At 72.6% G+C, this 24,365-nt stretch carries 25 protein-coding genes; 19 read left to right on the plus strand and 6 right to left on the minus strand.

The window, feature by feature from the left end; genetic code table 11:
• The first annotated feature begins 12 nt into the window (after positions 1-12).
• From QRX60_RS22455 to QRX60_RS22510, 12 genes are read left to right on the plus strand one after another with little or no spacing between them, the layout of a single operon-like run.
• Positions 13-1,941 (plus strand): FAD/NAD(P)-binding protein, encoded by a 1,929-nt coding sequence (locus tag QRX60_RS22455; protein ID WP_286002728.1) that lies wholly within the window; start codon positions 13-15, stop codon positions 1,939-1,941.
• Positions 1,938-3,257, plus strand: a complete 1,320-nt coding sequence (locus QRX60_RS22460; protein WP_286002729.1) for a class-II fumarase/aspartase family protein — start codon at positions 1,938-1,940, stop codon at positions 3,255-3,257. The genes QRX60_RS22455 and QRX60_RS22460 overlap by 4 nt, the downstream gene beginning before the upstream one ends.
• Entirely contained in the window at positions 3,254-4,345 is a 1,092-nt protein-coding gene (locus tag QRX60_RS22465; protein ID WP_286002730.1) for a branched-chain amino acid aminotransferase, read from the plus strand. The genes QRX60_RS22460 and QRX60_RS22465 overlap by 4 nt, the downstream gene beginning before the upstream one ends.
• A gap of 56 nt (positions 4,346-4,401) precedes the next feature.
• The gene (locus QRX60_RS22470) at positions 4,402-5,004 is read left to right on the plus strand and encodes a mycothiol-dependent nitroreductase Rv2466c family protein (protein ID WP_286002731.1); all 603 of its coding nucleotides are present in this window, start codon (positions 4,402-4,404) and stop codon (positions 5,002-5,004) included.
• Positions 5,005-5,014: 10 nt separating this feature from the next.
• Positions 5,015-6,283 carry an ATP-grasp domain-containing protein gene (locus QRX60_RS22475; protein WP_286002732.1) on the plus strand — a complete coding sequence of 423 codons (1,269 nt, stop codon included), beginning with the start codon at positions 5,015-5,017 and terminating at the stop codon, positions 6,281-6,283.
• A gap of 52 nt (positions 6,284-6,335) precedes the next feature.
• Positions 6,336-7,553 carry an ATP-grasp domain-containing protein gene (locus QRX60_RS22480; protein WP_286002733.1) on the plus strand — a complete coding sequence of 406 codons (1,218 nt, stop codon included), beginning with the start codon at positions 6,336-6,338 and terminating at the stop codon, positions 7,551-7,553.
• The gene (locus tag QRX60_RS22485; RefSeq protein WP_286002734.1) at positions 7,550-8,791 is read left to right on the plus strand and encodes an MFS transporter; all 1,242 of its coding nucleotides are present in this window, start codon (positions 7,550-7,552) and stop codon (positions 8,789-8,791) included. The genes QRX60_RS22480 and QRX60_RS22485 overlap by 4 nt, the downstream gene beginning before the upstream one ends.
• 19 nt (positions 8,792-8,810) lie before the next feature.
• On the plus strand, positions 8,811-10,145 hold the full coding sequence (locus QRX60_RS22490) for a glutathionylspermidine synthase family protein (protein WP_286002735.1): 1,335 nt from the start codon (positions 8,811-8,813) through the stop codon (positions 10,143-10,145).
• A 14-nt stretch (positions 10,146-10,159) separates the two neighbouring features.
• The gene (locus QRX60_RS22495) at positions 10,160-10,834 is read left to right on the plus strand and encodes a cyclase family protein (RefSeq protein ID WP_286002736.1); all 675 of its coding nucleotides are present in this window, start codon (positions 10,160-10,162) and stop codon (positions 10,832-10,834) included.
• On the plus strand, positions 10,827-11,987 hold the full coding sequence (locus QRX60_RS22500) for a DUF362 domain-containing protein (RefSeq protein ID WP_286002737.1): 1,161 nt from the start codon (positions 10,827-10,829) through the stop codon (positions 11,985-11,987). Before QRX60_RS22495 ends, QRX60_RS22500 begins: the two co-directional genes overlap by 8 nt.
• Entirely contained in the window at positions 11,984-13,324 is a 1,341-nt protein-coding gene (locus QRX60_RS22505) for an anthranilate synthase component I family protein (RefSeq protein ID WP_286002738.1), read from the plus strand. The genes QRX60_RS22500 and QRX60_RS22505 overlap by 4 nt, the downstream gene beginning before the upstream one ends.
• Positions 13,321-13,902: an anthranilate synthase component II gene (locus QRX60_RS22510; RefSeq protein WP_286002739.1), complete on the plus strand. Its 582-nt coding sequence runs from the start codon at positions 13,321-13,323 to the stop codon at positions 13,900-13,902. The genes QRX60_RS22505 and QRX60_RS22510 overlap by 4 nt, the downstream gene beginning before the upstream one ends.
• Here the strand turns inward: QRX60_RS22510 and QRX60_RS22515 are convergent.
• From QRX60_RS22515 to QRX60_RS22530, 4 genes are all read right to left on the minus strand, one after another.
• On the minus strand, positions 13,899-14,168 hold the full coding sequence (locus QRX60_RS22515; RefSeq protein ID WP_286002740.1) for a hypothetical protein: 270 nt from the start codon (positions 14,166-14,168) through the stop codon (positions 13,899-13,901). The genes QRX60_RS22510 and QRX60_RS22515 overlap by 4 nt on opposite strands.
• Before the next feature lie 165 nt (positions 14,169-14,333).
• Positions 14,334-14,918 carry a TetR/AcrR family transcriptional regulator gene (locus tag QRX60_RS22520; RefSeq protein ID WP_286002741.1) on the minus strand — a complete coding sequence of 195 codons (585 nt, stop codon included), beginning with the start codon at positions 14,916-14,918 and terminating at the stop codon, positions 14,334-14,336.
• Positions 14,902-15,735: a class I SAM-dependent methyltransferase gene (locus QRX60_RS22525; RefSeq protein ID WP_286002742.1), complete on the minus strand. Its 834-nt coding sequence runs from the start codon at positions 15,733-15,735 to the stop codon at positions 14,902-14,904. Before QRX60_RS22525 ends, QRX60_RS22520 begins: the two co-directional genes overlap by 17 nt.
• An 81-nt stretch (positions 15,736-15,816) precedes the next feature.
• Positions 15,817-16,776, minus strand: coding sequence for an ArsR/SmtB family transcription factor (locus QRX60_RS22530; RefSeq protein WP_286002743.1), 960 nt, complete (start codon positions 16,774-16,776; stop codon positions 15,817-15,819).
• A gap of 557 nt (positions 16,777-17,333) precedes the next feature.
• On the opposite strand from QRX60_RS22530, the gene QRX60_RS22535 reads away from it, so the two are divergent.
• From QRX60_RS22535 to QRX60_RS22555, 5 genes are read left to right on the plus strand one after another with little or no spacing between them, the layout of a single operon-like run.
• Positions 17,334-19,472 (plus strand): HAMP domain-containing sensor histidine kinase, encoded by a 2,139-nt coding sequence (locus QRX60_RS22535; RefSeq protein WP_286002744.1) that lies wholly within the window; start codon positions 17,334-17,336, stop codon positions 19,470-19,472.
• Entirely contained in the window at positions 19,472-19,906 is a 435-nt protein-coding gene (locus QRX60_RS22540) for a roadblock/LC7 domain-containing protein (protein WP_286002745.1), read from the plus strand. Before QRX60_RS22535 ends, QRX60_RS22540 begins: the two co-directional genes overlap by 1 nt.
• Complete coding sequence (locus QRX60_RS22545) at positions 19,903-20,280, plus strand: DUF742 domain-containing protein (RefSeq protein ID WP_286002746.1); 378 nt, start codon at positions 19,903-19,905, stop codon at positions 20,278-20,280. Before QRX60_RS22540 ends, QRX60_RS22545 begins: the two co-directional genes overlap by 4 nt.
• Entirely contained in the window at positions 20,261-20,848 is a 588-nt protein-coding gene (locus QRX60_RS22550) for a GTP-binding protein (RefSeq protein ID WP_286002747.1), read from the plus strand. The genes QRX60_RS22545 and QRX60_RS22550 overlap by 20 nt, the downstream gene beginning before the upstream one ends.
• A gap of 20 nt (positions 20,849-20,868) precedes the next feature.
• Positions 20,869-21,624: an MHYT domain-containing protein gene (locus tag QRX60_RS22555; RefSeq protein ID WP_286002748.1), complete on the plus strand. Its 756-nt coding sequence runs from the start codon at positions 20,869-20,871 to the stop codon at positions 21,622-21,624.
• 81 nt (positions 21,625-21,705) lie between these two features.
• On the opposite strand, the gene QRX60_RS22560 is transcribed toward QRX60_RS22555, so the two are convergent.
• On the minus strand, positions 21,706-22,323 hold the full coding sequence (locus tag QRX60_RS22560; RefSeq protein WP_286002749.1) for a PaaI family thioesterase: 618 nt from the start codon (positions 22,321-22,323) through the stop codon (positions 21,706-21,708).
• A gap of 31 nt (positions 22,324-22,354) precedes the next feature.
• On the minus strand, positions 22,355-23,116 hold the full coding sequence (locus QRX60_RS22565) for an SDR family NAD(P)-dependent oxidoreductase (RefSeq protein WP_286002750.1): 762 nt from the start codon (positions 23,114-23,116) through the stop codon (positions 22,355-22,357).
• 66 nt (positions 23,117-23,182) lie between these two features.
• On the opposite strand from QRX60_RS22565, the gene QRX60_RS22570 reads away from it, so the two are divergent.
• Positions 23,183-23,713 (plus strand): hypothetical protein, encoded by a 531-nt coding sequence (locus QRX60_RS22570; RefSeq protein ID WP_286002751.1) that lies wholly within the window; start codon positions 23,183-23,185, stop codon positions 23,711-23,713.
• Between the two features lie 49 nt (positions 23,714-23,762).
• The gene (locus tag QRX60_RS22575) at positions 23,763-24,305 is read left to right on the plus strand and encodes a ferritin (protein WP_286002752.1); all 543 of its coding nucleotides are present in this window, start codon (positions 23,763-23,765) and stop codon (positions 24,303-24,305) included.
• Positions 24,306-24,365: the final 60 nt, after the last annotated feature.

A 24,365-nucleotide genomic window follows, 5' to 3' on the forward strand; every position in this document is an offset into this window, starting at 1 on the left:
GAGCAGGAGACAGTGTTCGGGGAGACGTCGGAGATCGCCGTGGTCGGGCTCGGCCCGCGTGGGCTGTCGGTCGCGGAACGGCTGAGCGCCAACGTGGGCGCGCTCGTGCCGCGGGGCCACCGGCTCGTGGTGCACCTCGTCGACCCGCGGCTGGCCGACGGCGGCCAGGTGTGGCGCAGCACGCAGGACCGCCTGCTGCTGATGAACACCGTCGCCGGCCAGGTGACGATGTTCGTCGACGAGACCGTCGACTGCGCGGGTCCGGTCGTGCGTGGCCCGAGCCTGTACGAGTGGGCGCGCTCGATCGCCCTGCTCGGCAGCCCGGCCGTGCCGGACGCCGTCCGGGCCGAAGCGGAGGCACTGGGCCCGGACGACTACCCGTCGCGGGCGTTCTACGGCAGCTACCTGCGCTGGACGCGGCGGCGGATCACCCGGACCGCACCGCCCTCGCTGCGGTTCGTGGCCCACCAGGCGCTGGCGGTGGACGTCCGGGACGCCCCCGACGGCCGGCAGGACGTCCTGCTGGACGACGGCACGACCGTCGGCGGGCTGGCCGCCGTCGTGCTCGCGCTGGGGCACCAGCCGCACGAGCTCAGCCCGGCCGAAGCGGACCTGAACGGGTACGCCGAGCGGCACGGCCTGCGCTACTTCCCGCCGGGCAACCCGGCCGACGAACCGGCGGACGTGCCCGCGGGGGAGCCGGTGCTCCTGCGCGGGATGGGCCTGAACTTCTTCGACCACCTGGCCCTGCTCACCCTCGGGCGCGGCGGCGAGTTCACCCGCGAGCCGGGCGGCACGCTGAAGTACGTGCCGTCCGGCCGCGAACCGCGGCTGGTCGCCGGGTCGCGGCGCGGGGTTCCGTACCAGGCCCGCGCCCGCAACGAGAAGGGTGCTTCCGGCCGGCACGAACCGCGGTTCCTCACGGCCGAGGTGATCGGCAGGCTGCGGGACGGTGCCGACTTCCGCCGCGACGTCTGGCCGCTGATCGACCAGGAGGTCCGCACGGTCTTCTACGCGGCCCGAGTGCGCGAGCGGGGGTGCGCCTGCGACGCCGGGGAGTTCACCGAGGCGTTCGCGGCGGCCGGGCCCGCCGAGGTGCCGCTCGAGGGCGACCCGCTGGCCGTGCGGGAGACCGAGGCCCAGCGGATCGTCCTGGCCAAGTTCGGGCTCGACCGCGGCTGGGACTGGCGGCGGATCGCGAGGCCCTACCCGGCCGCCGACCTCGCGTCGACGGCGACCTTCCGCGCTTGGCTGCGGTCCTCTGTGGACACCGAGCTGGCGGAGGCGCGCAAGGGCAACGTGACCGGCCCGCTCAAGGCGGCCACGGACGTCCTGCGCGACCTGCGCAACGAGATCCGGCTGGTCGTCGACCACGGCGGGATCACCGGCGCCTCCTACCGCGACGACCTGCGGCGGTGGTACATGCCGCTCAACGCGTACCTGTCGATCGGGCCGCCCGCCGAGCGCGTCGAGCAGTTCGGCGCGCTCCTGGACGCGGGCGTGCTCGAAGTTCTCGGCCCGGACCTGCGGATCGAGGGCTCCGGCGGCCGGTTCGTCGCGCGGTCGGCCGCGTGCCCCGACGTCGTCGTCCGTGCGAAGGCGCTAATCGAGGCCCGCCTGCCGGACACCGACCTGCGGCGGACGACGGACCCGCTGCTGCGTGCGTTGCTGGCGCGCGGGGAGTGCCGCCCGTACCGCATCGGGGAGTTCGAGACCGGCGGCCTGGCGGTCACGCGCCGGCCGTACCACGTACTGGACGCCGGCGACCGCCCGCACCCGCGGCGGTTCGCGTTCGGCGTGCCGACGGAAGCCGTGCACTGGGTGACCGCGGCGGGCATCCGGCCCGGCGTCAACTCGGTGATCCTCGGCGACGCGGACGCGATCGCCCGCTCGTGCCTGCGCATCGCCGCGGCGCGCGCCGACCTGGAGAGGACCGCATGAGTGAGCTGCTCGCCCCCGCGTGGGCCGCGACCGGCGCCGCCGAGCTCGTCGGTGAGCGTGCGCTGCTGACCGCGATGCTCGACACCGAGGTCGCGCTCGCCGAGGCTCAGGCCGAGCTGGGCGTGATCCCCGAAACCGCGGCCAAGGCCATCCGCGCCGCCGCCGTCCCGGAGAACCTGGACGCCGCGGCCATCGCCGAGGGCGTCCGGGAGACGGCGAACCCCGTGGTCGCGTTCGTCGCCGGGCTCACCGCGGCGGTCGACCCGGCCGCCGCCGAGTACGTGCACCGGGGCAGCACCAGCCAGGACATCCTCGACACCGCCCTGATGCTGCTGTGCGCGGCCGTCCTCGACCGCGTCGAGCGCGATCTGCTGACCACCGCGCGGAGCCTGGCCGGGCACGTCCGGGCGCACCGGGACACGCCGATGGCCGGGCGCACGCTGACCCAGCACGCCGTGCCGGTCACGTTCGGGCTCAAGGCGGCGACCTGGCTGCACCTCGTGCTCGACGCCGTCGAGCGGGTGCGCCGGGCCCGAGCGGGCCTGCCGGTCTCGCTGGGCGGCGCGGCGGGGACGCTCGCCGCCTACCAGGAGTACGGCCCCGGCTCGCCGGAGCTGCCCGACCGCGTGGCGGAAAAGCTGGGGCTGGCCCCGCAAGTGCTGCCGTGGCACGGGATCCGGACACCGATCGCGGACGTCGCGTCGGCGCTGCTGGTCACCACCGGCGCGCTCGGCAAGATCGCCGCGGACGTCCTCGTGCTGTCGCGCACCGAGATCGGCGAGGTCGGCGAGGAGCGGGTGCCGGGCCGCGGGGCGTCCTCGGCCATGCCGCAGAAGCACAACCCGGTGTTCGCGACGCTGGTGGCGACCGCGGCCCGGCAGCTGCCGCCGCTCGCCGTCGTGCTCTTCCAGTCGATGACCGCCGAGGACGAACGCTCGTCCGGCGGCTGGCACGCGGAATGGCAACCGCTGCAGGACGCCCTGCGCATCGCGGCCGGCGCCGCCGCGAACGCCGTCCGCCTGGCCGAAACCCTGCGGGTGCGCCCCGAAGCGATGGCGGCGAACCTGCGGCTCACCCGGGGCGCGATCGTCTCCGAGCGCGTCAACGCCGTCCTGGCGCCGAAGCTCGGCAAGGCCGCGGCGAAGCGCCTGCTGGCCGAGGCGTCCGCCGAAGCCGAACGCACCGGGGCGGACCTGGCCGACCTGCTCGGCGTCGGCGTTCCCCCGGGCCTGCTGGACCCGGCGGCCTACACCGGGCTCGCCGGCCCCCTGGCCGACCGGGCCCTGGCCCGCTACGAACGCGAGGAGCGCTCATGACCAGCCTGGAGTTCGCGCCCGAGCGCGTCGAGCCGATGCCCGCCGAACAGCGCGAAGAACTGCTGCGCATGCCCGGCTTCGGCTCGCTCTACTCCGATCACATGGTGACCGCGCGGTGGAGCGCCGCCCGCGGCTGGCACGACGCCCGGACCGGGCCGCTCGCCGCGTTCACCCTGCACCCCGCCACCATGGCGTTCCACTATGGACAGACGATCTTCGAAGGGCTGAAGGCATTCTGGCGCGCGGACGGGCGGCGGGTGCTCTTCCGGCCCCGCGACCACGCCGCCCGGTTCGCGCGGTCGGCCCGCCGGATGGCCATGCCCGAGCTGGCCGAGGCGGACTTCGTCGCGGCGGCGGAGGCGCTGCTGCGCGTCGACGGCGACTGGGTGCCGGGCGCGCGCGGCCACAGCTTCTACCTGCGGCCGTTCATGATCGCGGCCGAGACGCACCTGTCCAACCGGCCGGCCGAGGAGTACCTGTTCGCCGTGATCGGCAGCCCCGCCCGGCCCGCCGCGGCCGAGCCGGCCCCGATCCGGCTGTGGGCGTCGCCGGAGTACGTCCGCGCGGCCGGCGGCGGCACCGGCACGATCAAGTGCGGCGGAAACTACGGCGGGTCGTACGTCGCGCAGCGGGAGGCTGCCGAACACGGCTGCCACCAGGTCGTCTGGCTGGATGCGCGCGAGCGCCGGTACGTCGAGGAGGTCGGCGGCTCCAACCTGTTCTTCGTCGAGGGCGACCGGCTCGTCACGCCGCCGTTGAGCGGCACGCTGCTGGCCGGCATCACCCGCGACTCGATCCTGCGGCTCGCCGGGCGGCTCGGCCTGAGCGTCGCCGAAGAGCCGGTCGCCCTCGACGACTGGGCGCGCGGCTGCCGGGAGGGGCGCATCACCGAGACGTTCGCGTGCGGTACCGCGCGCGCCGTCACGCCGGTCGGGCACGCCGTGACCCCGGACGGCGAGTGGGCGGTCGGCGACGGCACCACCGGCCCGGTCACCCGCCGCCTGCTGAACGCGCTGCTCGACGTCCAGTACGGCCAGGCGCCCGACGAGTTCGGCTGGCTGCACGCCGTCACCCCGGGTCGTGAGTGAGAAACGGTGTTCCAACCCTGTTTCTCACTCACGACCCCTGCACCGAGAGGAACCCCGTGTCCCCCAGAGTCGACTTCTACTTCGACCCGGCCTGCCCGTTCGCCTGGATCACCTCGCGGTGGATCCTCGAAGTCGAACGGCAGCGTGAACTCGCCCTGCGGTTCCGGGTGATGAGCCTCGGCGTGCTCAACGAGGAGCGCGAGATCGAGCCGTGGTACCGCGAGTTCTGCGACCGCTCGTGGGGCCCGGTCCGCGTCTGCGTCGCCGCCGCCCAGCAGCGCGGCGAGGAGGTCCTGCGCGACCTCTACACCGCGCTCGGCACGAGGATCCACAAGGGACGCGACAAGGACTTCCCCGGCGTCGTCGCGCAGGCGCTGGCCGAGGTCGGCTTGCCCGCCGGGCTCATCGACGCGATGGAGAGCACCGAGTACGACGAGGCCCTGCGCAAGAGCCACGCCGAGGCGCTGGCCCCGGTCGGCGCGGACCTCGGCACCCCGGCGATCCACGTCGACGGCACCGGCTTCTTCGGTCCCGTGCTCAACGCCATCCCGCGGGGCGCGGACGCGGTGGACCTCTTCGACGGAGTGGTCGCGCTCGCGCGGAACCCGCACTTCTTCGAGCTGAAGCGCGCCCGGACGCCGGGCCTGAGTTACGAGTGAGGGAACGGACATGAGACGTATCGGGTTCGTCGAGTCGAACCGGTCCGGATCCGGGTTCGACGCCCTGCGGGCGGCGCGCGCACTGGGCCTGCACGTCACCTTCTTCAGCTGCGGGCTGGACCGCTACCACGCGACGCCGGGCGGCACCGAGGTACTGGAAACGTGCGTCGACGAGGTCGTGTCCTGCCCGACCCACGAGCTGGAACCGCTGCTGGAGGCGGTCAAGGCCGTCGACGCCGCCAAGCCGCTCGACGCCCTGCTCTCGGTGGCCGAGTACGAAGTCATCCAGGCCGCCGAAGCGGCCCGCCAGCTCGGCCTGCCCGGGCCGGACCCGGCCGCCGTCCGGATCGCCCGCGACAAGGCCGCGCAACGGCGTCGCTGGGCCGGACGCGGGGTGCCCGTGCCGGAGTTCCGCGTCGTCACCACCGCCGAGCAGGCTGCACGCGCCGCCGAAGAGATCGGGCTGCCGTGCGTGGTGAAGGCGGTCGACGAAACCAGCGGCGCGCACGTCGTCCGCTGCACCACGCCGGACGAGGTGACCGGGACGTTCACGGCGATCCGGTCCGCGACGACCAACCGCCGCGGCCAGGCCCGCTCGCCCGAGGTGCTCGTCGAGGAGTGCCTCGTCGGGTTCGAGGTGAGCGTGGAGGTGCTGGCCGAAGCGGGGACCGTCCGCGTGCTCGGGGTGACCGACAAGATCCTCGGCGGCCGCAACCGGTTCGTCGAGCTGGGGCACAGCTTCCCGACGGCGCTGCCGGACCCGGTCCGGCTCGAGCTGGAGGAGGCCGCGGTGGCCGCGACCACGGCGGTCGGCTTCGACCTCGGCATCGCGCACGTCGAGATCAAGTACACCGGCGCGGGCCCGAAGCTGATCGAGATCAACCCGCGGCCGGCCGGTGACCGGATCACCGAGCTGATGGACCTCAGCTTCGGGGTGTCCACGATGGAGCTGCTGCTCCGCCAGTACCTCGGCGAGCCCGCCGGCGACGTCGTCACCGAGCCGGCGGGCGGTGCGGCGATCCGCTACCTGACCGCCGATCCCGGCGTCGTGACGGAAGTGAGCGGACTGGACATCGCCGCGGCGCTGCCCGGGGTCCGCGAAGCCGTCGTGTCCGTCGGACCCGGCGGGCGGGTGGATCCGTTGCGGGTGAACGAAGACCGGGTCGGGCTCGTCCTCGCGACGGCCTCCGACGCCTATTTGGCGGGCCGGATCGCCGAGGCCGCCGCCCAGCAGGTCGTCGTCGGCACCCGCGCCGATGCGCCGCCGATGGTCCGCTGATGGCCGCGTCGGCGAAGCTGGGGACACCGATGCCCGGACAGGGAGAGAAGACATGCCGAACCTCGTGATGGTGATGCCGTACAAGGCATACCTCGGCAAAGCGCGGGCGGAGGGCTTCCGGATCACGGCGATCTGGGACGCGGCCGAGGCGACGCGGCTGTTCGGCGCGGACGCGCCGGCGTACCTCAAGGAGGTCGAGAGCCTCGCCGAGAGCCTGTGGCTGGTCGACTTCACCGACCGCGCCGCCTACGCCGAAGCGATCCGCGCGGCCGTTCGGGAAACCGGCGCCCGCCACGTCTGGCACGTCGGCAGCGAGGAGAGCATGCAGCTCGCCTACGAGGTCGCCGACAAACTGGGCGCGGCGGTCAACTCGCCGCACTCGGTGTTCCTGCTCAACGACAAGCTCGCCATGCGCACCCTGTTGCGCGACAAGGGCATCTCGACGGTCCGGTTCGCCACCGCGGACCGCTGGCAGGACGTCGAGCCGCTGCTCGCCGGCTTCACGCTGCCGGTCGTGGTCAAGCCCGCCGCGCTGTCGGCCAGCCGGGGGACGCGGCTGCTCACCGACCCGGCCGAGCTGCCCGCCTGGGGCGACGAGCTGGCCGCGCTGGCCTACTCCGGGCCGCTGCTGGTCGAGGAGTACCTGCGCGGCCCCGAGTTCAGCGTCGAGACGATGACCGTGCGCGGCGAGCACCACGTCATCGGCGTGACGCGCAAGCTGCTCGGCCCGCTGCCGCACTTCGTCGAGCGAGGGCACCTCTTCGGCGAGCCGGAAACGGCGGAGACACGGGAGGTCGCCGCGCTCGCGGTCGAACTGCTCGACGCCGTCGGCTACCAGTGCGGCCCGGCGCACACCGAGGTCATCCTCACCGCCGACGGGCCGCGGATCGTCGAGTCGCAGGCCCGGCTGGGCGGGGACAAGATCCCGGACATCATCCGGCACGCCCGCGGCTTCGACGTCAAGCGCGCGATGTTCGCCGCGCTCGCCGGGCGGACGTCCCTGCCGGAGCCGGACGGCTCGGTGGGGCACATCGCGTACTTCTCCTTCCCCACCGGAGTTCTGCGAAAAGTGACCGGTCTCGAGCAGGCCCGCGCACTGGACTATGTGGACACCCTGAGCTTCCCCTTCGCCCCCGGAGACGTCCTGCCGGAGACAGTCAGCTCCAAGACCCGGCACGGTTTCGTGATCCTCACCGGCTCCGAAGACGCCGGACAGGCCCAAGCCCGCGCGGACCACGTCCGCTCCCTGATAGAGGTGGAGGTTCGATGAGGAGCTTCTTCGCCCTGCACCGCAACGTCCGGATCCGGATCGGGCTCGCGTTCGTGCACAAGCTGATCGACGCGATGATCCTCACGTTCATCGCGATCTACCTCGCGGCGCACGTGGGCGTCGCCGTGGCCGGCGCGCTGATCCTGGTGTTCGCCGCGTTCGCGGTGGTCGGCATGCTGGTGGGCGGGCACCTGTCCGAACGCTGGGGACGCCGTCCGGTGCTCGTCATCGGCGACGTCGTCGGCACCGGGTTCCTCGCGCTGATGGCCGTCGCCCACTACTCCGGCTGGGGCGCGCTCGCCGTCTACTTCAGCTACGCGATCGTGAAGTTCGGGACTAACCTCGCGCTGCCCGCCAACGACGCGACGATCATCGACGTCACCCCGCCGGACCAGCGCAAGTTCGTCTACACGGTCAACTACTGGGTGATCAACCTCGCGCTCGGCACCGGCGCGCTGCTCGGTGCCTTCCTGTACAGCTCGCACTTCGGCGCGGTGATCCTCGGCGGCGCGATCGGGATGGCCTTCGCCCTCACGATCACCGTGACGATGGTGGCGGAGACCAAGCCGGAGATCCCCCGGCCGCCGGTCAAGCTCACCGGGATCGCGCAGTTCGCCCAGGGCTACAAGGTGGTGCTGGCCGACTCGACGTTCCGCCGGCTGATCATCGCCGCCACGCTGATCCTGACCCTGGAAGGGCAGCTGAGCACCGCGATCGGGATCCGGCTGTCGACGGACTTCCCGGTCCAGCCGGTGTTCCCGTTCGGGACCGTCGACGGCGTGGAGATGCTCGGCATCCTCAAGGCGGTCAACACCGTCCTGGTCGTCGCGTTCGCGCTGGTCGTCAACACGCTGCTGAAGCGGATGCCGGACCGCGCGCGGTTGTACGCGGGCATCACGTTGTACGCGGGCGGGTTCGCGGTGCTGGCCGTCACCGACGATGCGTGGCTGCTGCTCGTCGCCGTCGTCGTGCTGACCGTCGGGGAGCTGATGAACCTCCCGGTGCAACAGGCGCTGCTGGCCGAGCTGGCCCCGGACGACGGCCGGCCGCGGTACCTGGCCGCGTACTACCTGCACATCCGGTTCGGCCAGATCGTCAACTCGATCCTGATCAGCCTGAGCGCGGTGGTGAGCATGGCCGGGATGGCGGGGATCTACCTGGCCTTCGGTGTCGTGATCATCCTGCAGTACCGGGCGATCCTGGCCCGGCGCGAGACCCGCGTCGCGGTCTCCGCCTGAATCCACTGGGAAGGTAACCATGTCGGCACGGTCCGAGCGGATCACCAAGGCCTACCTCGCCGGGTGCGAGGAGGCGGACAGCCCGCTGCGCCACGCGCGGGCGAGCCTCGAGCTGTCGGAGACCAAGCGCCTGTCCTGGCCCCGGCTGCTGCCGCGGCCCATCGTGGTCGACGAGGCGGAGTACCGGGCGTTCGGCCGGGACCTCGTCACCGTCTACGAGCTCGTCGGCAGCCTGCCGCGGCGCCTGTTCGACGGCGACTTCGACCGGTTCCGCCGGTCGCTCGGCATCGACGACCGGCACGCCGCGCTGATGACCCGGCTGCTCGGCGAGGAACCGCCGCCGCTCTACGGCCGCGCCGACGTCTACTACGACGGCTCGGCGTTCAAGCTGCTGGAGTACAACATCGGCAGCGCGCTCGGCGGCCTGGACATGGTGGGCACGCTGCCCAAGGCGTACCTGCGGGTCCCGGCGGTCGCGGAGTTCGCCGCCGAGCACGGGCTCGGGTTCCTCGACATGGGCTCCGACCTCGCCGAGGCCCTGCGCAACGCGGGCAAGACGATCGGGGCCGGCGAGCCGGTGGTGGCGATCGTCGAAGGCCCCGGCGGGATGACGACGTACGGCCACCAGCGGCGCGCGATCGCCGAGCTGCTGGAAGAAAACGACGTCGCCTGCCGCGTCGGCGAGATCGGCGACCTGGAGTTCCGGTCCGGGAAGCCGTACCTCGACGGCACCGCGGCCGACGTCATCCTGCGCTACTACGGCCTCGAGGAGATGCTGGAGCACCCGGACTGCGACGCCCTCCTGGAACCGGTCTTCCGCGCGCACGAAGCCGGCCAGGTCGTGGTCTGGACGCCGACGAACGTGTTCAGCAACAAGGGAACGCTGGCGATGCTGTCCGAGTTCGTGGACCTCTTCGAGCCGGCCGAGCGGGCGGCGATCGAGCGCGTGCTGCCGTGGTGCCGGATGCTCGGCCGCCCCGGCGCCGGCCCGGACGCCGGGCGCATCGAAGAGTGCGTGCGGCGCCAGGACCAGCTGGTGTTCAAGCCGACCGGCCTCTACGGCGGCCAGGGCGTCGTCATCGGCCCGGAGGTCGACGCGGCGACCTGGCGGGAGACCCTGGAAGCCGGTTCGCGGACCGGGTCCCTCGTCCAGGAGATCGTGCGGCCCAACCTGGAAACGGTGATCGACCCCGAGACCGGGGAGCGGTCCGAGTGGTACGCGCTGTGGGCGGCGTTCATGACCCCGGCCGGCCTCTCCGGCGGCGGCGTGCGCGCGATCCCGCCCGGCGGCACCACCGTCATCACGATGATCAACAACCCCGACGTCCGCAACACCTGCCTCTTCACCTGCTGAGCAAGGAGAACCCGGTGCCCCGACTCGTCGACCTCACCCACGGCTTCTACGACGGAATGCCGTCCTACCCCGCCGACTGGTTCCCGAAGTTCGTCAGCGAACGCTCGATGACGCCGGAGACCGACCCGTACGGCACCAAGCGCACCTTCTCGTACCTGCACGTGTTCCCGCACAACGGGACGCACATGGAGTACAAGCTGCACTTCTACCCCGGCACCGAAGGCATCGACGAGGTCCCCCTCGGCACGCTGATCGGCCGCGCCTGCGTCGCCGACCTCTCGCACAAGGGCGAGCTGGACGAGGTGACCGGCGAGGACCTGGAGAAGGCGCTGCGGCCGGTGTGGCAGCGCGGCGACCGGCTGCTCATCCGCACCGACTGGCTGCGGCACAACTGGGGCCGGCCCGACTACTGGGACCGCCCGCCCTACCTGACGCCGTCGGCCGCGCAGTGGGCCATCGACAACGGCGCGTGCCTGATCGGCTTCGACTGCCTCACCGAACGGCCCGGCGACGCCGAGTCCCCGGTGCACCACGCGCTGCTCGCCGCCGGGATCCCGCTGCTGGAGTACGTCACCAACATGCACGAGCTGACCCAGCAGGTGGTGCAGCTGATCGCGCTGCCGACCAAGGTCGCCGGCGCCGAAGCCGCCCCGGCGCGCGTCATCGCGATGGAGGACACCCATGTCTGAGCAGCAGGTCGCGCTCACGGCGGTCGGTGGTGACGCCGACGTGCCGGACGGCCTGGCCCGGATGCTCGACCTGCTCGGCGACCCGCTGTCCGGCCTGCCGTCGGGCGCGGAGGTGCTGATCAAGCCGAACCTCTTCCAGACCGCGCCCGGGTTCCACGTGCGGCCGGCGCTGCTGGCCGCGATCGCCCGCGCCGTCGCCGAGCACGGGGCGCGGCCGGTGATCGCCGAGCGCACGCACGCGATCTACGAAATCCTGCGCGACCACGAAGCCGGGAAGTACGCCCGCGTCGTCAGCTTCGACGACCTGCCGCTGCGCATCACCGGCATCCCCGGGGCGACGTCGCTGCGGGTGCCGATCGCCGTCCCCGAGCTGATTCTGGACTGCGACTACTTCATCGGCGTCCCGCAGCTGCGCACCCACGCGAGCGTCGTCTACTCGAACGCGATGAAGAACCTGGTCGGGCTGCTGCCCGGGTACACGACCCGGATCGTGCACATGGCGGGCGTCGACGAGTCCACTGTGGACCTCAACCTGATGCGCCCGCAGGACCTGGTCGTGTGCGACGGGACCACGGTGATCGAGGGCAACTACCCGATGGACGGGCAGGCCCGGGAGGTCGGCTTCCTGGCCGCGAGCCGCAACGCCGTCGCGCTCGACGTCGCCGTCGGCACGCTGGCCGGCTTCGCCCCGGACAGCGTCGCGTACCTGCGGGACGCGCACGCGCGGGGGATGGGCCCCCTTGAGCTCGAAGACATCGAGCTGCTCGGCACACCCCTCGAAGAGCTGGCGTTCGACATGGTGAAGGCGCCGGTCGAGATCGTCGTGCCCCGCGAGGGCATCCACGTCTACGCCGACAACGCCTGCCCGGCGTGCAGCCGGTTCGTCGCCGGGGCCATGCGGGCGCTGGCCGGGGAACTGTGCGAGTGGGACGGCGAGCTGACGGTCATCTCCGGGCCCCAGGTCGAGGTGCCGCCGTTGCGTGGCGAAGTGGTGCTCGTCGGCAACTGCCTGTACGAGAGCCGGGACCTCGGCATCTTCGTCGAAGGCTGCCCGCCGCGGGCGATCCAGCTCGCCGCGTTCCGCTACGCCATGGGCAAGCCCGTCGGCGACCACGAGCGGACGCAGTTCCGGGTGCCGGCGGTCGCGCGATGATCACGTCCGCGCTGTCGCCGGGTGCCCGGCTGCACCGCCACGTCGTCCCGTTGGCGACCACAGTGGACCCGGTGGCGGCCGCCGCCGCCCTGCGGCCTGCCGGGCGCGTCATGCTCACCGCCGGGCCGGGCGGCCGCGACGCGGTGCTGGCCGCGGGCGAGCTCGCCGTCCTGTCGCACCCCGGCGGCGACGGGCCCGCCCCGCTCACCGCGGCGGTGGACCTGCTGGCCGGGCTGGACCTGCCGCCGGACACCACCGGCGCCGAGGCGGCCTGGTACGGGTTCCTGGCCTACGACGCCGCGCGCGACTTCGAGCGGCTGCCCAGCCGGCACGCGGCGAGCGGGCGTCCGGTGTACGAGTTCTTCCTGCCCGAGGTGCTGGTCGCCGAGGGCCGGGTGATCGGCCGGGGCACGACCCCCGCGGCCGCCCGCAGGGCGGCCGAGCAGGTCGCCCGGACACTCGACCGGCTCGTCGTCACCCCGCTCGGCGCCGTCGCGGTCGGGACCGGGACGTTCGGGTTCGAGTACGACGAGTACGTCCACGCCCTGCGGTGCGCCCAGCAGCACATCCTGGACGGCGACGTCTTCCAGCTCGTGCTGTCCAACCCCTGGACAGCACCGGCCACCGTGGACGGGCTGGCCGTCTACAAGCGACTGACCGAGATCAACCCGTCCCCGTACCACTTCTGGTACGGCGGACCGGAGTTCGAGGCCGTGGGGGCGTCGCCGGAGCCGTGCCTGACGCTGGCGAACGGCCGGGCGCTGATCCGCCCGCTCGCCGGCACCCGCCCGCGGGGCCGCGACGGCCGCGCCGACCGGCTCGCCGAGGACGACCTGCGCTCGTCGGTGAAGGAGCTGGCGGAGCACCGGATGCTGGTCGACCTGGCCCGCAACGACCTGGGCCGGGTCTGCCGCCCGGGCACCGTCTCGGTGGAACGGCTGATGGCGGTCGAGCGGTATTCGCACGTCATGCACCTGACGTCCGACGTGTGGGGCGAGCCCGCCCGCGAGCGCGGCACCGCCGAGCTGATCCGGGCGACGTTCCCGGCGGGCACCATGACCGGCACGCCGAAGGTGCGCGCGATGGAGATCATCGACGACCTGGAGCCCGCGCGGCGCTGGCTGTACTCGGGCGCGGTCGGCTCGTTCGGGGTGTCCCACGTGGACCTGTACCTGACGATCCGCAGCATGGTGTGGTGCGACGGCGAAATCCGGCTGCAGGCGGGCGGCGGCATCGTCCACGACTCCGACCCGGCCGAGGAGTACGCGGAGTGCCTGGCGAAGCTCGGGTCCGGGGCGCGGGCCCTCGGCGTGACCATGGAGGGGGCGGCGGCGTGATCTGCGTGCTCGACAACTACGACTCGTTCGTCTACAACCTCGTGCAGTACCTGGGAAACCTCGGCGCGTCATGCGAGGTCTACCGCAACGACGAGGTCTCCGTGGCCGACGTCGTGGCGCTCGAGCCGGAGCTGGTGCTGATCTCGCCGGGCCCCGGCGACCCGGTCGACGCAGGCATCTCGGTCGAGCTGGTCCGCGGCCTGGCCGGGCGCGTGCCGATCTTCGGGGTCTGCCTCGGCCACCAGGCGATCGGCGCGGCGTTCGGCGCCCGCGTCGTGCACGCGGCCGAGCCGATGCACGGCAAGTGCTCACCCCTGGTCCACGACGGTCGCGGTGTCTTCGCCGGCCTGCGCAACCCGCTGACCGTGGCGCGCTACCACTCCCTGGTGCTCGACCCGGCCACCCTGCCGGCCGACCTGGTCGTCACGGCCTGGTCGTCGACGGGGGAGGTGATGGGCGTCCGGCACCGCGAGCTGCCGATCGAGGGGGTGCAGTTCCACCCGGAGTCGCTGTTCACCGAGGAAGGCGTGGCGATGGTCGCGAACGCGATGCGCTCGCGGACGCTGGTGCGGAGTTAGGCGAGCTCGGCCGAAACGATCGCAGGCAGCTCGCGCAGCCGGTCGAGCAGGGGCCCGGTCTCCTCGGCGGCCAGCAGGACGGCGCAGGCCATGCTGCTCTCGCGGACGCCGTCCTTGATGTCGACGGACAGTTCGTGGACGAGGTGGCCGTCGAGCGCGCGGACGAGCGCCGGGATCTCTTCGGCACCGCCGACGAAGTAGGCGGCGATGCGGCGCCGCAGCAGCATGGCCGAGCGGGGCGCGGGAACGGCGAAAGAGGTGGACATGGCGGATCTCCCGAGTCGAAGAAGGAACGAGATCGGGGCCAGGTCCCGGGAAAACGCGATCGACGACGCTGCGCGCCGGCGACCTGGGTTCAGCCGGCGCGCCGGGTTACGAGTCGCGAGGACGTCATGAGGCGCTGCACGGCGACAGGCTAGCACGCGCGCCGCTCACCGGGGCAACACCCGATCGAGGAGGCTGGTCACGGTGTCGCGGTAGCGCTGCGGGTCGAGGTCGGGCTCCCACGAGCGCTGGAGCAGGAAACCCTGGATGAGCGCGAGCAGGACGCGCGCGAACATGTCCGGCTCGACGCCGTCCGGCAGGCCGGTGCCGGCCAGCGCGCGGCCGACGTCGCCGAGCGGGGCGAGTCCCTCGGTGACGATCCGGCGGAGCCGCTCGTCGTGCTGGGCGCGGGCCCAGACGTGGACGGTGACGCGCCGCCGTCGCGCCTCCTCGGGGTCGGCCACCCAGTCGAAGTAGGCGTTCAGGAACTGGTTCAGCGCCTCCGGGCCACCGGTGGCGATCGCGGCGCGGACCAGCTCCCGCTCGTGCTCGTGCCGGTCGGCGGCGACCGCCTCGATGATCGCCTCCTTGCCGTCGAAGTAGCGGTAGATGGCGCCGGCGCTCATCCCGGACTCGGCGACGATGTCCTGCATGGAGGCGCCGTCCGGACCGGCCTTTTCGAAGCAGGTCATCGCGGCGTCGAGGATCCGCCGGCGTTGCGCCTGGCGGCGCTCGTCACTGATGCGGGGCACGCGCGCTCCTCTTGGCGATCGCGATCCGGTAGAGCCGGGAGCCGCCGCCGGCGTCGTGGGCCGAGACGTCCTTCTCCAGGTCGAAACCGCGTACGGCCAGGAAACCCCCGGTTTCGCCGGGGAGCAGCCCGAACGTCCACGGCTCGCCGGACCGCGCGACGGCCCGCACCCACCGGCGGGCCTCGGGGAAGGGGCTCGGCTCGTGCAGGGCCCGGACGTCGACGTAGGTGAAGATGAGGTCGCCGCCGAGCCCGTGCACGGCGGCGAGGGTCGCGTCGACGGCGTCGGCGGTGAGGTAGTTGGTGACGCCCTCCCAGCCGAAGACACTCGGTTTCCGCAGGTCGAAGCCGCTTTCGACGAGCTTGCCGGCGAGGTCGTCGTGTTCGAAGTCGACGGGCACGTAGCGGGGACCGGTACCCAGGACGGCCCGCTTCCTGGCCTGGGTGGCGGGGTGGTCGACCTCGAAGACGACCCGGCCGGCGAGCGCGGCCAGCCGGTGGGCGCGCGTGTCGTAGCCGGCCCCGAGGAGGACGCACTGCGTGTCGCCGGTCATGGCTTCGGCGAGGGCGTCGTCGATGACCTTGGTCCGCACGATGCCGGAGGCGCGCGGCCCCGGCCCGGCGACGGCGTCGTAGAGGCCGGTGGCGAGGTGCCTGACCAGCGGGAGCCTCGCCGCCTCGGCGAGGACGCGCAAGGACGGGCGGAGGAAGGCGGTCGCGTAGGGGTCGTCGAAGAGCCGCCGCCCGGGTGGGCGGTGGGATTCGAACGCCCGCTGCAGGGCCATCGTCTCGGCGGTGAAGCTGGCTCGGGACTCCATAGCGAATAATTGTTCGCTTTGGCGGGCGGGTCGCGCAAGCCCCCGGCGTGCCGTCCGGTGCGGTGCCTCCGCGGGCCGGTGTCAGCTGGCCCGGATGACGCCCAGTCCCAGCGGCGTGATCTCGTGGATCTGCGACTTCCCCGACCGGGCGGTGGTGATCAGCCCGCTGGCCCGCAGCACCGACGCGTGCTGGCTGGCCGTCGCCAGCGAGACGCCCGTCAGCTCGGCCAGTTCGCTGGTGTTGCACCGCGTGATCGCGACCGTCATCAGCACCCGCGCCCGCGTCTGGCCGAGCAGCGCCGCCAGCGACGGCCCGGGCTCCGCGTCGCTGTCGAAGCGCGTGTGGCCGATCGAGTAGACCAGCACCGGCGGGAGGCTCGGGTCCTTGTACGTCGTCGGCATGCCGTGCGCGAAGAACGTGGGGATCAGGCGGAGGCCGCGGCCGTCCAGGTGGAGCTCCTGCTCGATCGGGAAGCGCACCCGCAGGACCGGCGGTGACCACGTGATGTCCGGGTGCACCGTCGAGAGCAGCAGCTGCGGCCCGCCGCGGTCCAGGTTCGACTGCAGCCGGCGGCGGTCGCGGGCCACCACGCGGCGGACCGTCGCCCAGTCCGGGGCCACGCACTGGCGGTAGTAGTCGTGCAGGGCCGTGCCGAGCCGGTGCAGTTCACGGGTCTCGCCGCCGGCCAGCCGGTGCAGCCACGGCGTCACGCGCGTGCCCTGGGCCGCCAGCTCGGCGACGTCGGCGGTCAGCGTCGCGGCAGGTGTCTCGAGGACCGCCGAGACGCCGTCGCCGATCGTGGCGCGCGCGGCGGGGGTGAGGAAGTCCGGGCAGTACCCGTACGGCGGAACGGCGGACATCACCAGCCGGCCGGACTCGGGGACCGCGGACCGCGACCCCCTGCGCCACCGGCCGAAGAACGGCTCGCCCTCCGGACGCCGGATCCGGTAGCTGCTCATGAGCAGCTCCCACATCGGATCGGCGTCCTCGGCGATCGTCAGCTTCGCCAGGTCCGCGTCCGTGAAGTGAATCTTGAGCATCGACTTACCGCCCTTTCCCGGGCGAGGATAGCCGCCGGTGGCGCGGCGTCCCGCCGCACTGTGACCTGCGACGTTTCGAGCAGGTGCGAAACGTTTCCGTGCCGGTTGACGCGGCTCGCGCGCCGCTGGCACCTTCATGCCCGCACGGCCGCGATGACATCGCGTGCCGGGTGCGGACCGGCTGGGGGTCGGTCCGGCCACTGGTCCTAAATGGACAATTCGCGGCGGCGCGGGGAGAAATTCACGGAATCCCCGGGGTTTTCCGCGCGATCTTGAAGGTTCGCTCACCGTCCGCAAAGGTAAAGAGCCGGGCTGTCGAAGCTCACCCTGTGTAGCTGGTGCGTATGGGGGAAACGGCCGGTGTTCCTTGACAGCGCTGCCGTCGCCGGGGTTATGTCTCCGGTCTGAATTCCGTGGAAAAAAATCCCGGAAATCGTTCTCGGGCCACAGGTACGAATCGAGCCACGCCACCGATGAAAGAAGACGAACCGCTTCACCGTCGTTCCACCGCGTCGTGGAATCCCGGCACCTGGCGGCTGCGCACCAAGATCTCCGTCGTGTTGTTGCTGCCCGTCCTCGTCGCGCTGCTGCTGGCCGGTGGGCGCGTGCAGGCCGAGCTCGGCCAGGCGGGCGAGCTCAGTGCGGTGCGCGACCAAATGCCGGTCGTGCAAGGGATCGCCGAGCTCACCGGGCTGGTCGACGACGAGATGATCCACGACGGCGGGGCCGCGCAGACCGCCGCGGTCGACGCGAAAGCCGCCGTCATCCGCCACGACGCCGAATTCGCGCAGCTGAGCCCGGAGATTTCGCGGACGCTGGAAGATCAATTGGGAAAATTGGCCGGCCTGCGCCAGCAGAGCGGTTCCGCGGGGGGTAAAACCCCTGCTTACCACGACTTCGTCGTCTCCCTCAGCGAAGTGATCCCCGGCATCGTCGATCAGGCCGGGAATGCCGATCTCGACGCTTCGGCCGATATCACGAAAGCGTTGATGCAGCTGAGGACGACGCTTGCCGGGCAGGAGGTGCCGGACGGGAGGTCGGCGGATACGCTCGCGGCAACCGTCGCCGAGGAATCGGTGCTCACCGGGCAGATCCGCCGGGCGCTGCCGGCCGGCGCGGTGGCCGCGCGGTTCGCCGCCGCCACCATCCCCGGCGCCGGCGGACCCGCGGCCAAGCGCGCGGCGCTCGGGAGCATCCTCGCCGAGCAGGTGAAGGCGCTTTCGGACGCGGTCGGCGCGCGGACCAACCTCGCCCGGTCCGACGCCCTGCGCGACGCCGCGCTGGTGCTCGCCTCGCTGCTCGGCGCCCTGGCCATCGCGCTCGCCGTGGCCCGCTCGGTGGTCGCCCCGATCCGGCGGCTGCACGCGGCCGCGCTCGACACCGCGCGCCGCCGGCTGCCCGGCACCATCGAGCGGATCCGGGAAGGCGAGGACGTCGACTGGCGGGCGGTCGAGCGGCTCCCCGTCGACTCCGAGGAGGAGATCGGCCAGCTGGCCCGTGCGTTCGACGACATGCACCGGCAGGCGGTGCGGCTGGCCGTCGGCGAGCAGGCCGAGATGCGCATCCAGGTCAGCGAGATGTTCATGACGCTGTCGCGGCGCAGCCAGTCGCTGGTGGAGCTGCAGCTGTCGGTGATCGAGGACCTCGAAGCCGACGAGCAGGACCCGCAGCGGCTGGCCGAGCTCTTCCAGATCGACCACATCGCCACCCGGCTGCGGCGCAACGGCGAGAACCTGCAGGTCCTCGCGGGCGGGCGGCCGGTGCGCCGCGACGTCGGCCCGGTCGCGACGGTCGAGCTGCTGCGGGCTGCGACGTCGGAGGTCAAGGACTACCAGCGGGTCACGCTCGGCAACGCGCCCCGCGGGTCGGTGCAGTCCGAGGCCGCGGCCGACGTCGTGCACATCCTCGCCGAACTGCTGGAGAACGCCATCCGGTCGTCCCCGCCGGACGAGCCCGTCGTGCTCACCGCCGACCGCGGCTTCGACGGCGGCGTGCTGATCGAGGTCGTCGACGTCGGCCTCGGCATGACCCGCGAGGACCTCGAGGCGGCGAACGCCCGGCTCGCCGCCGGCGCGTCGGTGAGCCCGGAGACCACCCGCCGGATGGGCCTGTTCGTGGTGAGCAGGCTGGCGGCGTCGCACGGGATCACCGTGCGGCTGCGGCCCACGACCACGCGGACCGCGAGCGCCGGCATCACCGCCAGCGTGCACGTCCCGGGCGTGCTGATCCTGGTCGACCTGCCGGCGCGGCCCGGGTTGCCGGGGCTGCCGGCGCCGGCCGTCAACGGCACCGTCCGGCACGAGCCGGAGCCCCGGTGGCCCGCCGAAGAACCCCCCGCCGTCGCGGAGAACTCGCCGATGCCGACGCCGATCTTCGACCAGATGCTCTCGCACTGGTTCGCCGAGACCCCCGCGAAACCGGCTCGGCCCGGCGGGTGGGCGACCCCGGCCGACGACGTCCGGCAGGCCGCCGAAGCCGCGGTCGGCACGCTGGACGACCTCGAGTTCACCGACTCGGGCCTGCCGACCCGGCAGCCCGGTGCACAGCTCGCCCCGGGCTCGGTCGCCCCGCGTCAGCCCCAGCCGGCCGATACGTCGTTCCGGGACCCGGCCGCGGTGCGGAACAACCTTTCCCGGCACTACAGCGGCATGCGCGCGGCCCGGCACCGGGTCGCGCCCGACCCGAAGGGCCAGTGATGATCGCGCGACAGGAAGGAGCGGAAGTGGTCGACCAGTCCCGGAGCTGGCTGGTGTCGGCGTTCACGCAGGAAGTGCCCGGCGTCGCGCACGCGGCGCTCGTCTCGGCGGACGGCCTGCTCGTCGCGGCGAACGACTCGATGCCGCGCGACCGGGCGGACCAGCTCTCGGCGATCGCGTCGGGCCTGTCGAGCCTCGCGCTCGGCACGGCCGACCTGTTCACCGCGGGCCGGGTCGTGCAGTCGGTCATCGAGATGGAGCAGGGCTTCCTGATGCTGATGAACGTCGGCGACGGTTCGAACCTGGTGGTGCTGGCCAACCCCGGCTGCGACATCGGCCTGGTCGGCTACGAGATGACGCTGCTCGTCGACCGGGTCGGCAAGATGGTCGAGACACCCGCGCGGCCCGCGGCCGCCCCGGGAGTGAGCAGGTGACCGAAGGCCGCCGCCGCGAAGGCGGGCGGCACGCGGCGTCGCTGGCCCGCCCGTACGCGTGGACCGCCGGCCGCACCCGGCCGAGGGTCGACCTGGCGGTGGAAGCCCTCGTCGAAACGACGGCGGAGGGACGGAAGGCGCCCTTCAGCCCGACCAACCCGCTGGCCACGGTGACCCAGCTGTGCCTGCGCCAGCGCTCGGTGGCGGAGGTCGCCGTGCACCTGGGCGTGCCGCTCGGCGTGGCCCGGGTGCTCATCGGCGACCTGCTGGTCGCCGGCCAGGTGTCGATCCGCGACACGCTCACCGCGGACGCCTCCTTCGACGAACGCAACGACCTGCTCGAAAGGGTCCTCAGTGGACTACGTGTACTCTGACAAGCGGATCACCTCGGCCAAGATCGTCGTCGCCGGCGGGTTCGGAGCCGGCAAGACGACCTTCGTCGGCGCCGTCTCGGAGATCGACCCGCTGCGCACCGAAGCCGTGATGACGGCCGCGGCCGTCGGCGTCGACCGGACCGAAGCGGTGCCGGGGAAGGTCGCCACGACGGTGGCGATGGACTTCGGCAGGCTCACGCTGGCCGACGACCTGATCCTCTACGTGTTCGGCACGCCGGGCCAGCACCGGTTCTGGTTCATGTGGGACGACCTCGTCTGCGGCGCGGTGGCGGCGATCGTCCTGGTCGACACGCGCCGGCTGGCGGACTGCTTCGCGTCGATCGACTTCTTCGAGTCGCGCGGGCTGCCCTTCCTGGTGGCCGTCAACCAGTTCCAGGACACCCTCCAGCACCCGCCGGAGCAGGTGCGCGAAGCCCTCAAGATCCCGGCCGAGGTCCAGGTGATCACCTGCGACGCGCGGTCACCGGAGTCGACGAAAGAGACCCTCATCGCCGCGGCGGAGCACGCCCTCAAGGAACTGCACGCACCGCGCCGGCGGCAAGCCTGACAGGAGCACGGAAAATGCACATGGACCACGACGACTTCGCGATGGGTCACTGGCTCGTCGTGCTCGCGTACCTGACTTCGGTGGTGGGCTGCGCGCTCGGGCTCGCCTGCACGCTGCAGGCGCGGACCACGGACAACGCACGCACGCGGCTGACCTGGCTCGCGCTCGCGGCGGTGTCGATCGGCGGCGTCGGCATCTGGGTCATGCACTTCATCGCGATGCTCGGGTTCTCCACGCCCGGGCTGCCGGTGCGCTACGACATCGTGCGCACGGCGCTGTCCGCGCTCCTGTCGGTGGTGGCGGTGTTCTGCGGGCTGCTGGTGTTCGGCGTCCGCAACCGGTTCGCCTGGAAGCGCCTGCTGCTCGGCGGGCTGCTGACCGGGCTCGCGGTGAGCGGCATGCACTACACCGGGATGTGGGCGGTCCAGATCAAGGGGACGATCGACTACGACCCGACGCTGGTGGTGCTGTCGGTGGTGATCGCGGTGGTCGCGGCGACGGCGGCGCTGTGGTTCACGGTCGGGCTGGACAAGCTCCTGCCCCGCCTGGCGGCGGGCCTGGTGATGGCCGCGGCGGTCAGCGGCATGCACTACACGGGCATGGCGGCGATCCGCCTCCACCTCGACCCGGGGGCGCCGGACCCGTCCGGCACGGAGGTGTTCTCGTTCCTGTTCCCGGTGTTCGTGCTCGCGGCGCTGGCGATGGCGGTGCCGATCTGCGCGGTCCTGATGACTTCGTCGAATTCGGAGGCCCGCCACACGACGATGGTTCCGTGAGGTCGTGAGTGAGAAACAGGGTTAGAACCCTGTTTCTCACTCACGACCAGCCGCGGCAGACTGCTCGGCGGGCGCCGGGCTTCAGTCCGATGTGGGCACCGGGAACCGGTCGGCGCTGAAGTGCACCAGGATCGCCTTCGCGGTGGCGCAGACGACGCCGCCGGCTTCGAGGGTCCCGGTCGCGTGCAGCTTCCGCCCGTCGCGGCGTTCCAGCCGGCCCGCCGCGGCGAGCGGCACGGCGTACGGCGTGCCCCGGTGGTAGTCGATCGTCAGCGACGCCGTCATCCCGGGGAAACCGGCCGCCGCGGTCGCGCGGCCCAGGACGTGGTCCAGGACCGCCGCCACCCAGCCGCCGTGCACGCGCCCCGGCGGTCCTTCGTGCGCCGCGCCGAGGAGGACGTCGGCCCGGGCCTCGTCCGGCCCGATGTACGTCCAGTTCAGCGGCGGCGCCAGCGGGTTCCCGGGTCCTTCGAGGGGGTTGTTGACGCTGAGGTGGCCGCCGCCTTCGAGCGCGGCCAGCAGCAACGGCTGCGCGCCGCCGGCGGTGCGCAGGGCGGCGGTGACCGCTTCGACCTGACGCGCGGCGGCGGCGAAGTCGGCGTCGCCGCCCACGCACACGGAAGCCTCGATCAGCTCCCGGATCCGGCTGCCGAGCAGCGCGCGCCCGGGCGGCACGCCGTCGACGATCGGGAAGGTCATCGCACCCCCAGAAACTAGAACGTGTTCCACGTTACCAGGTCGGCCGGGCCGTGACGCCGCCGTCGACGGCCAAGTCCTGTCCGGTGATCCAGGACGCCAGCGGAGACGCCAGGAAGACGCACGCGTTCCCGACGTCCGACGGTGTCCCCAACCGGCCCAGCGGAGCCGCGCGGCGCCAGCGTTCGACGCCCTCCGGCCAGTCCTCTTCCAGCCCCGGTCGCGAGATCAGGCCGGGAGACACCGTGTTGACGCGGATCCCGCGCGGCCCGTACTCCAGCGCGGCCCCGCGGGCGTGCATCACCAGGGCGGCCTTCGCCGAGCTGTAGTGGACGTGCCCGGGCGCGGGCTGCCGGGCCTCGATCGAGGCGATGTGCGTGACGCTCCCGCCGTCGCCCATCAGCCGCGCGGCCGCCTGGGTGCAGGAGAACGCGCTGGTCAGCGTCGCGTCCAGCATCGCCCGCCAGCGTTCGGCCGTCAGGTCGGCGAGCGCTTCGACCGGCTGGACGCCGGCGTTGTTCACGAGCGCGTCGAGCCGCCCGCCCCAGTCCGCGACGGCGGCCAGCAGCGCGTGACACGCGCCGTCGTCGGTCAGGTCGGCGGCGAACGCGCGTGCCCGGCCGCCCGCGGCTTCGATCGCCGCGACGACGTCGTCACCCGCATCGGGCCGGCGGTGGTGCACGGCCACCGCGCTGCCCGCTTCGGCGAACCGCAGCGCGATCCCGCGGCCGATCGTGCCGGACGCGCCGGTGACGCAGGTGACCGTGCCGGCGAGGTCGGGGAGGTGGCTCGGCACCCGCCGATCGTAGCCCGGGCGCGAACGGCGGGCGTTTTCTCCGGATTTCGCGGGTATCGTGCCCGCATGATCTCGCCGGTGCCGACCGCACTCGCCCCAGCCGCACCGGTTCCGGGACCCGCGCCCTGGTGGGGCGGTCCGGTGATCGCCGGGAGCTTCCTGCTCGCGGGTGCGCTGCTCGCGTTCCTCGCGATCGCGGTGAGCGACCGCCGGAAGCTGAACCGGGAAGACCGCCGCCGGTGGGACCGGGAGATTCGCGACACCTACCTCGAGATCACCCGGTACCTCGCGCGGATCACCGCCTACCGCTACCAGGTGCTCACCGACGAGGACGACCGCCGCCTGCGGTACCAGGCCGGCGCCGACGCGCTCGCGGGCATGCGCGAACAGGTCGCGATGCTGGAGGTGATCGGGACGCCGGTGCTGATCGCCCGGGCGCACGAGCTGGAGGACCGCAGCGGCGTGGTCGTTTCGCTGTGGCACGAGCTGATCAACCCCGGAAAGCCCGAGTACCGGGCCCTGAACACGGCCCGGAACGAGTTGCTGGACGCGGTGAAGGACAGCATCCGGGTGGAGCAGTACCAGCCCCGCAAGTGACGCGGCCGACGGGTGCGCGGGGCCAGCCGGGCGCCGTACCTTGTGGGGCATGGCCGACACCCAGCGTTCGAAGTTCTCCGAACTCCTGCAGGCGCAGATCCGGCACGAGTTCACCGCCGCGCAGCAGTACGTCGCGCTCGCCGTCTGGTTCGACGCGCGCGACCTGCCCAGGCTGGCGAAACGCTTCTACCGGCAGTCGCTCGAGGAGCGCAACCACGCGCTGGCGATGGTCCAGTACCTGCTCGACCGGAGCCAGCCGGTGGCCATCCCGGGCAGCGGCGAAGTCCGGAACGACTTCTCCGGCGTGCACGAGGCGATCGAGCTGGCCCTCGACCAGGAACGGGCGGTGACCGCCGACATCGAGGCGATGGCGAAGGCCGCGCGGCTGGAGGAGGACTACCTCGGCGAGCAGTTCGTGGCCTGGTTCCTCAAGGAGCAGGTGGAGGAGGTGGCCCAGATGTCCACGCTGCTCACGGTCGTCGAGCGGGCCGCGGACAACCTCTTCGAGGTCGAGAACCACCTGTACCGCGAGGCGGCCGCGGGAGTCGAGGACGCGCCGGACATGCCGCCGGTCGCCGGCGGGAAGCTCTGACGGCCGCACGGAGGCGGGCGGCCGTTTTCGCCAGGACGGCGGAAGCGGCACACCCCCACG

Origin of the sequence: Amycolatopsis mongoliensis (assembly GCF_030285665.1) — a bacterium.
GTDB lineage: Bacteria > Actinomycetota > Actinomycetes > Mycobacteriales > Pseudonocardiaceae > Amycolatopsis > Amycolatopsis mongoliensis.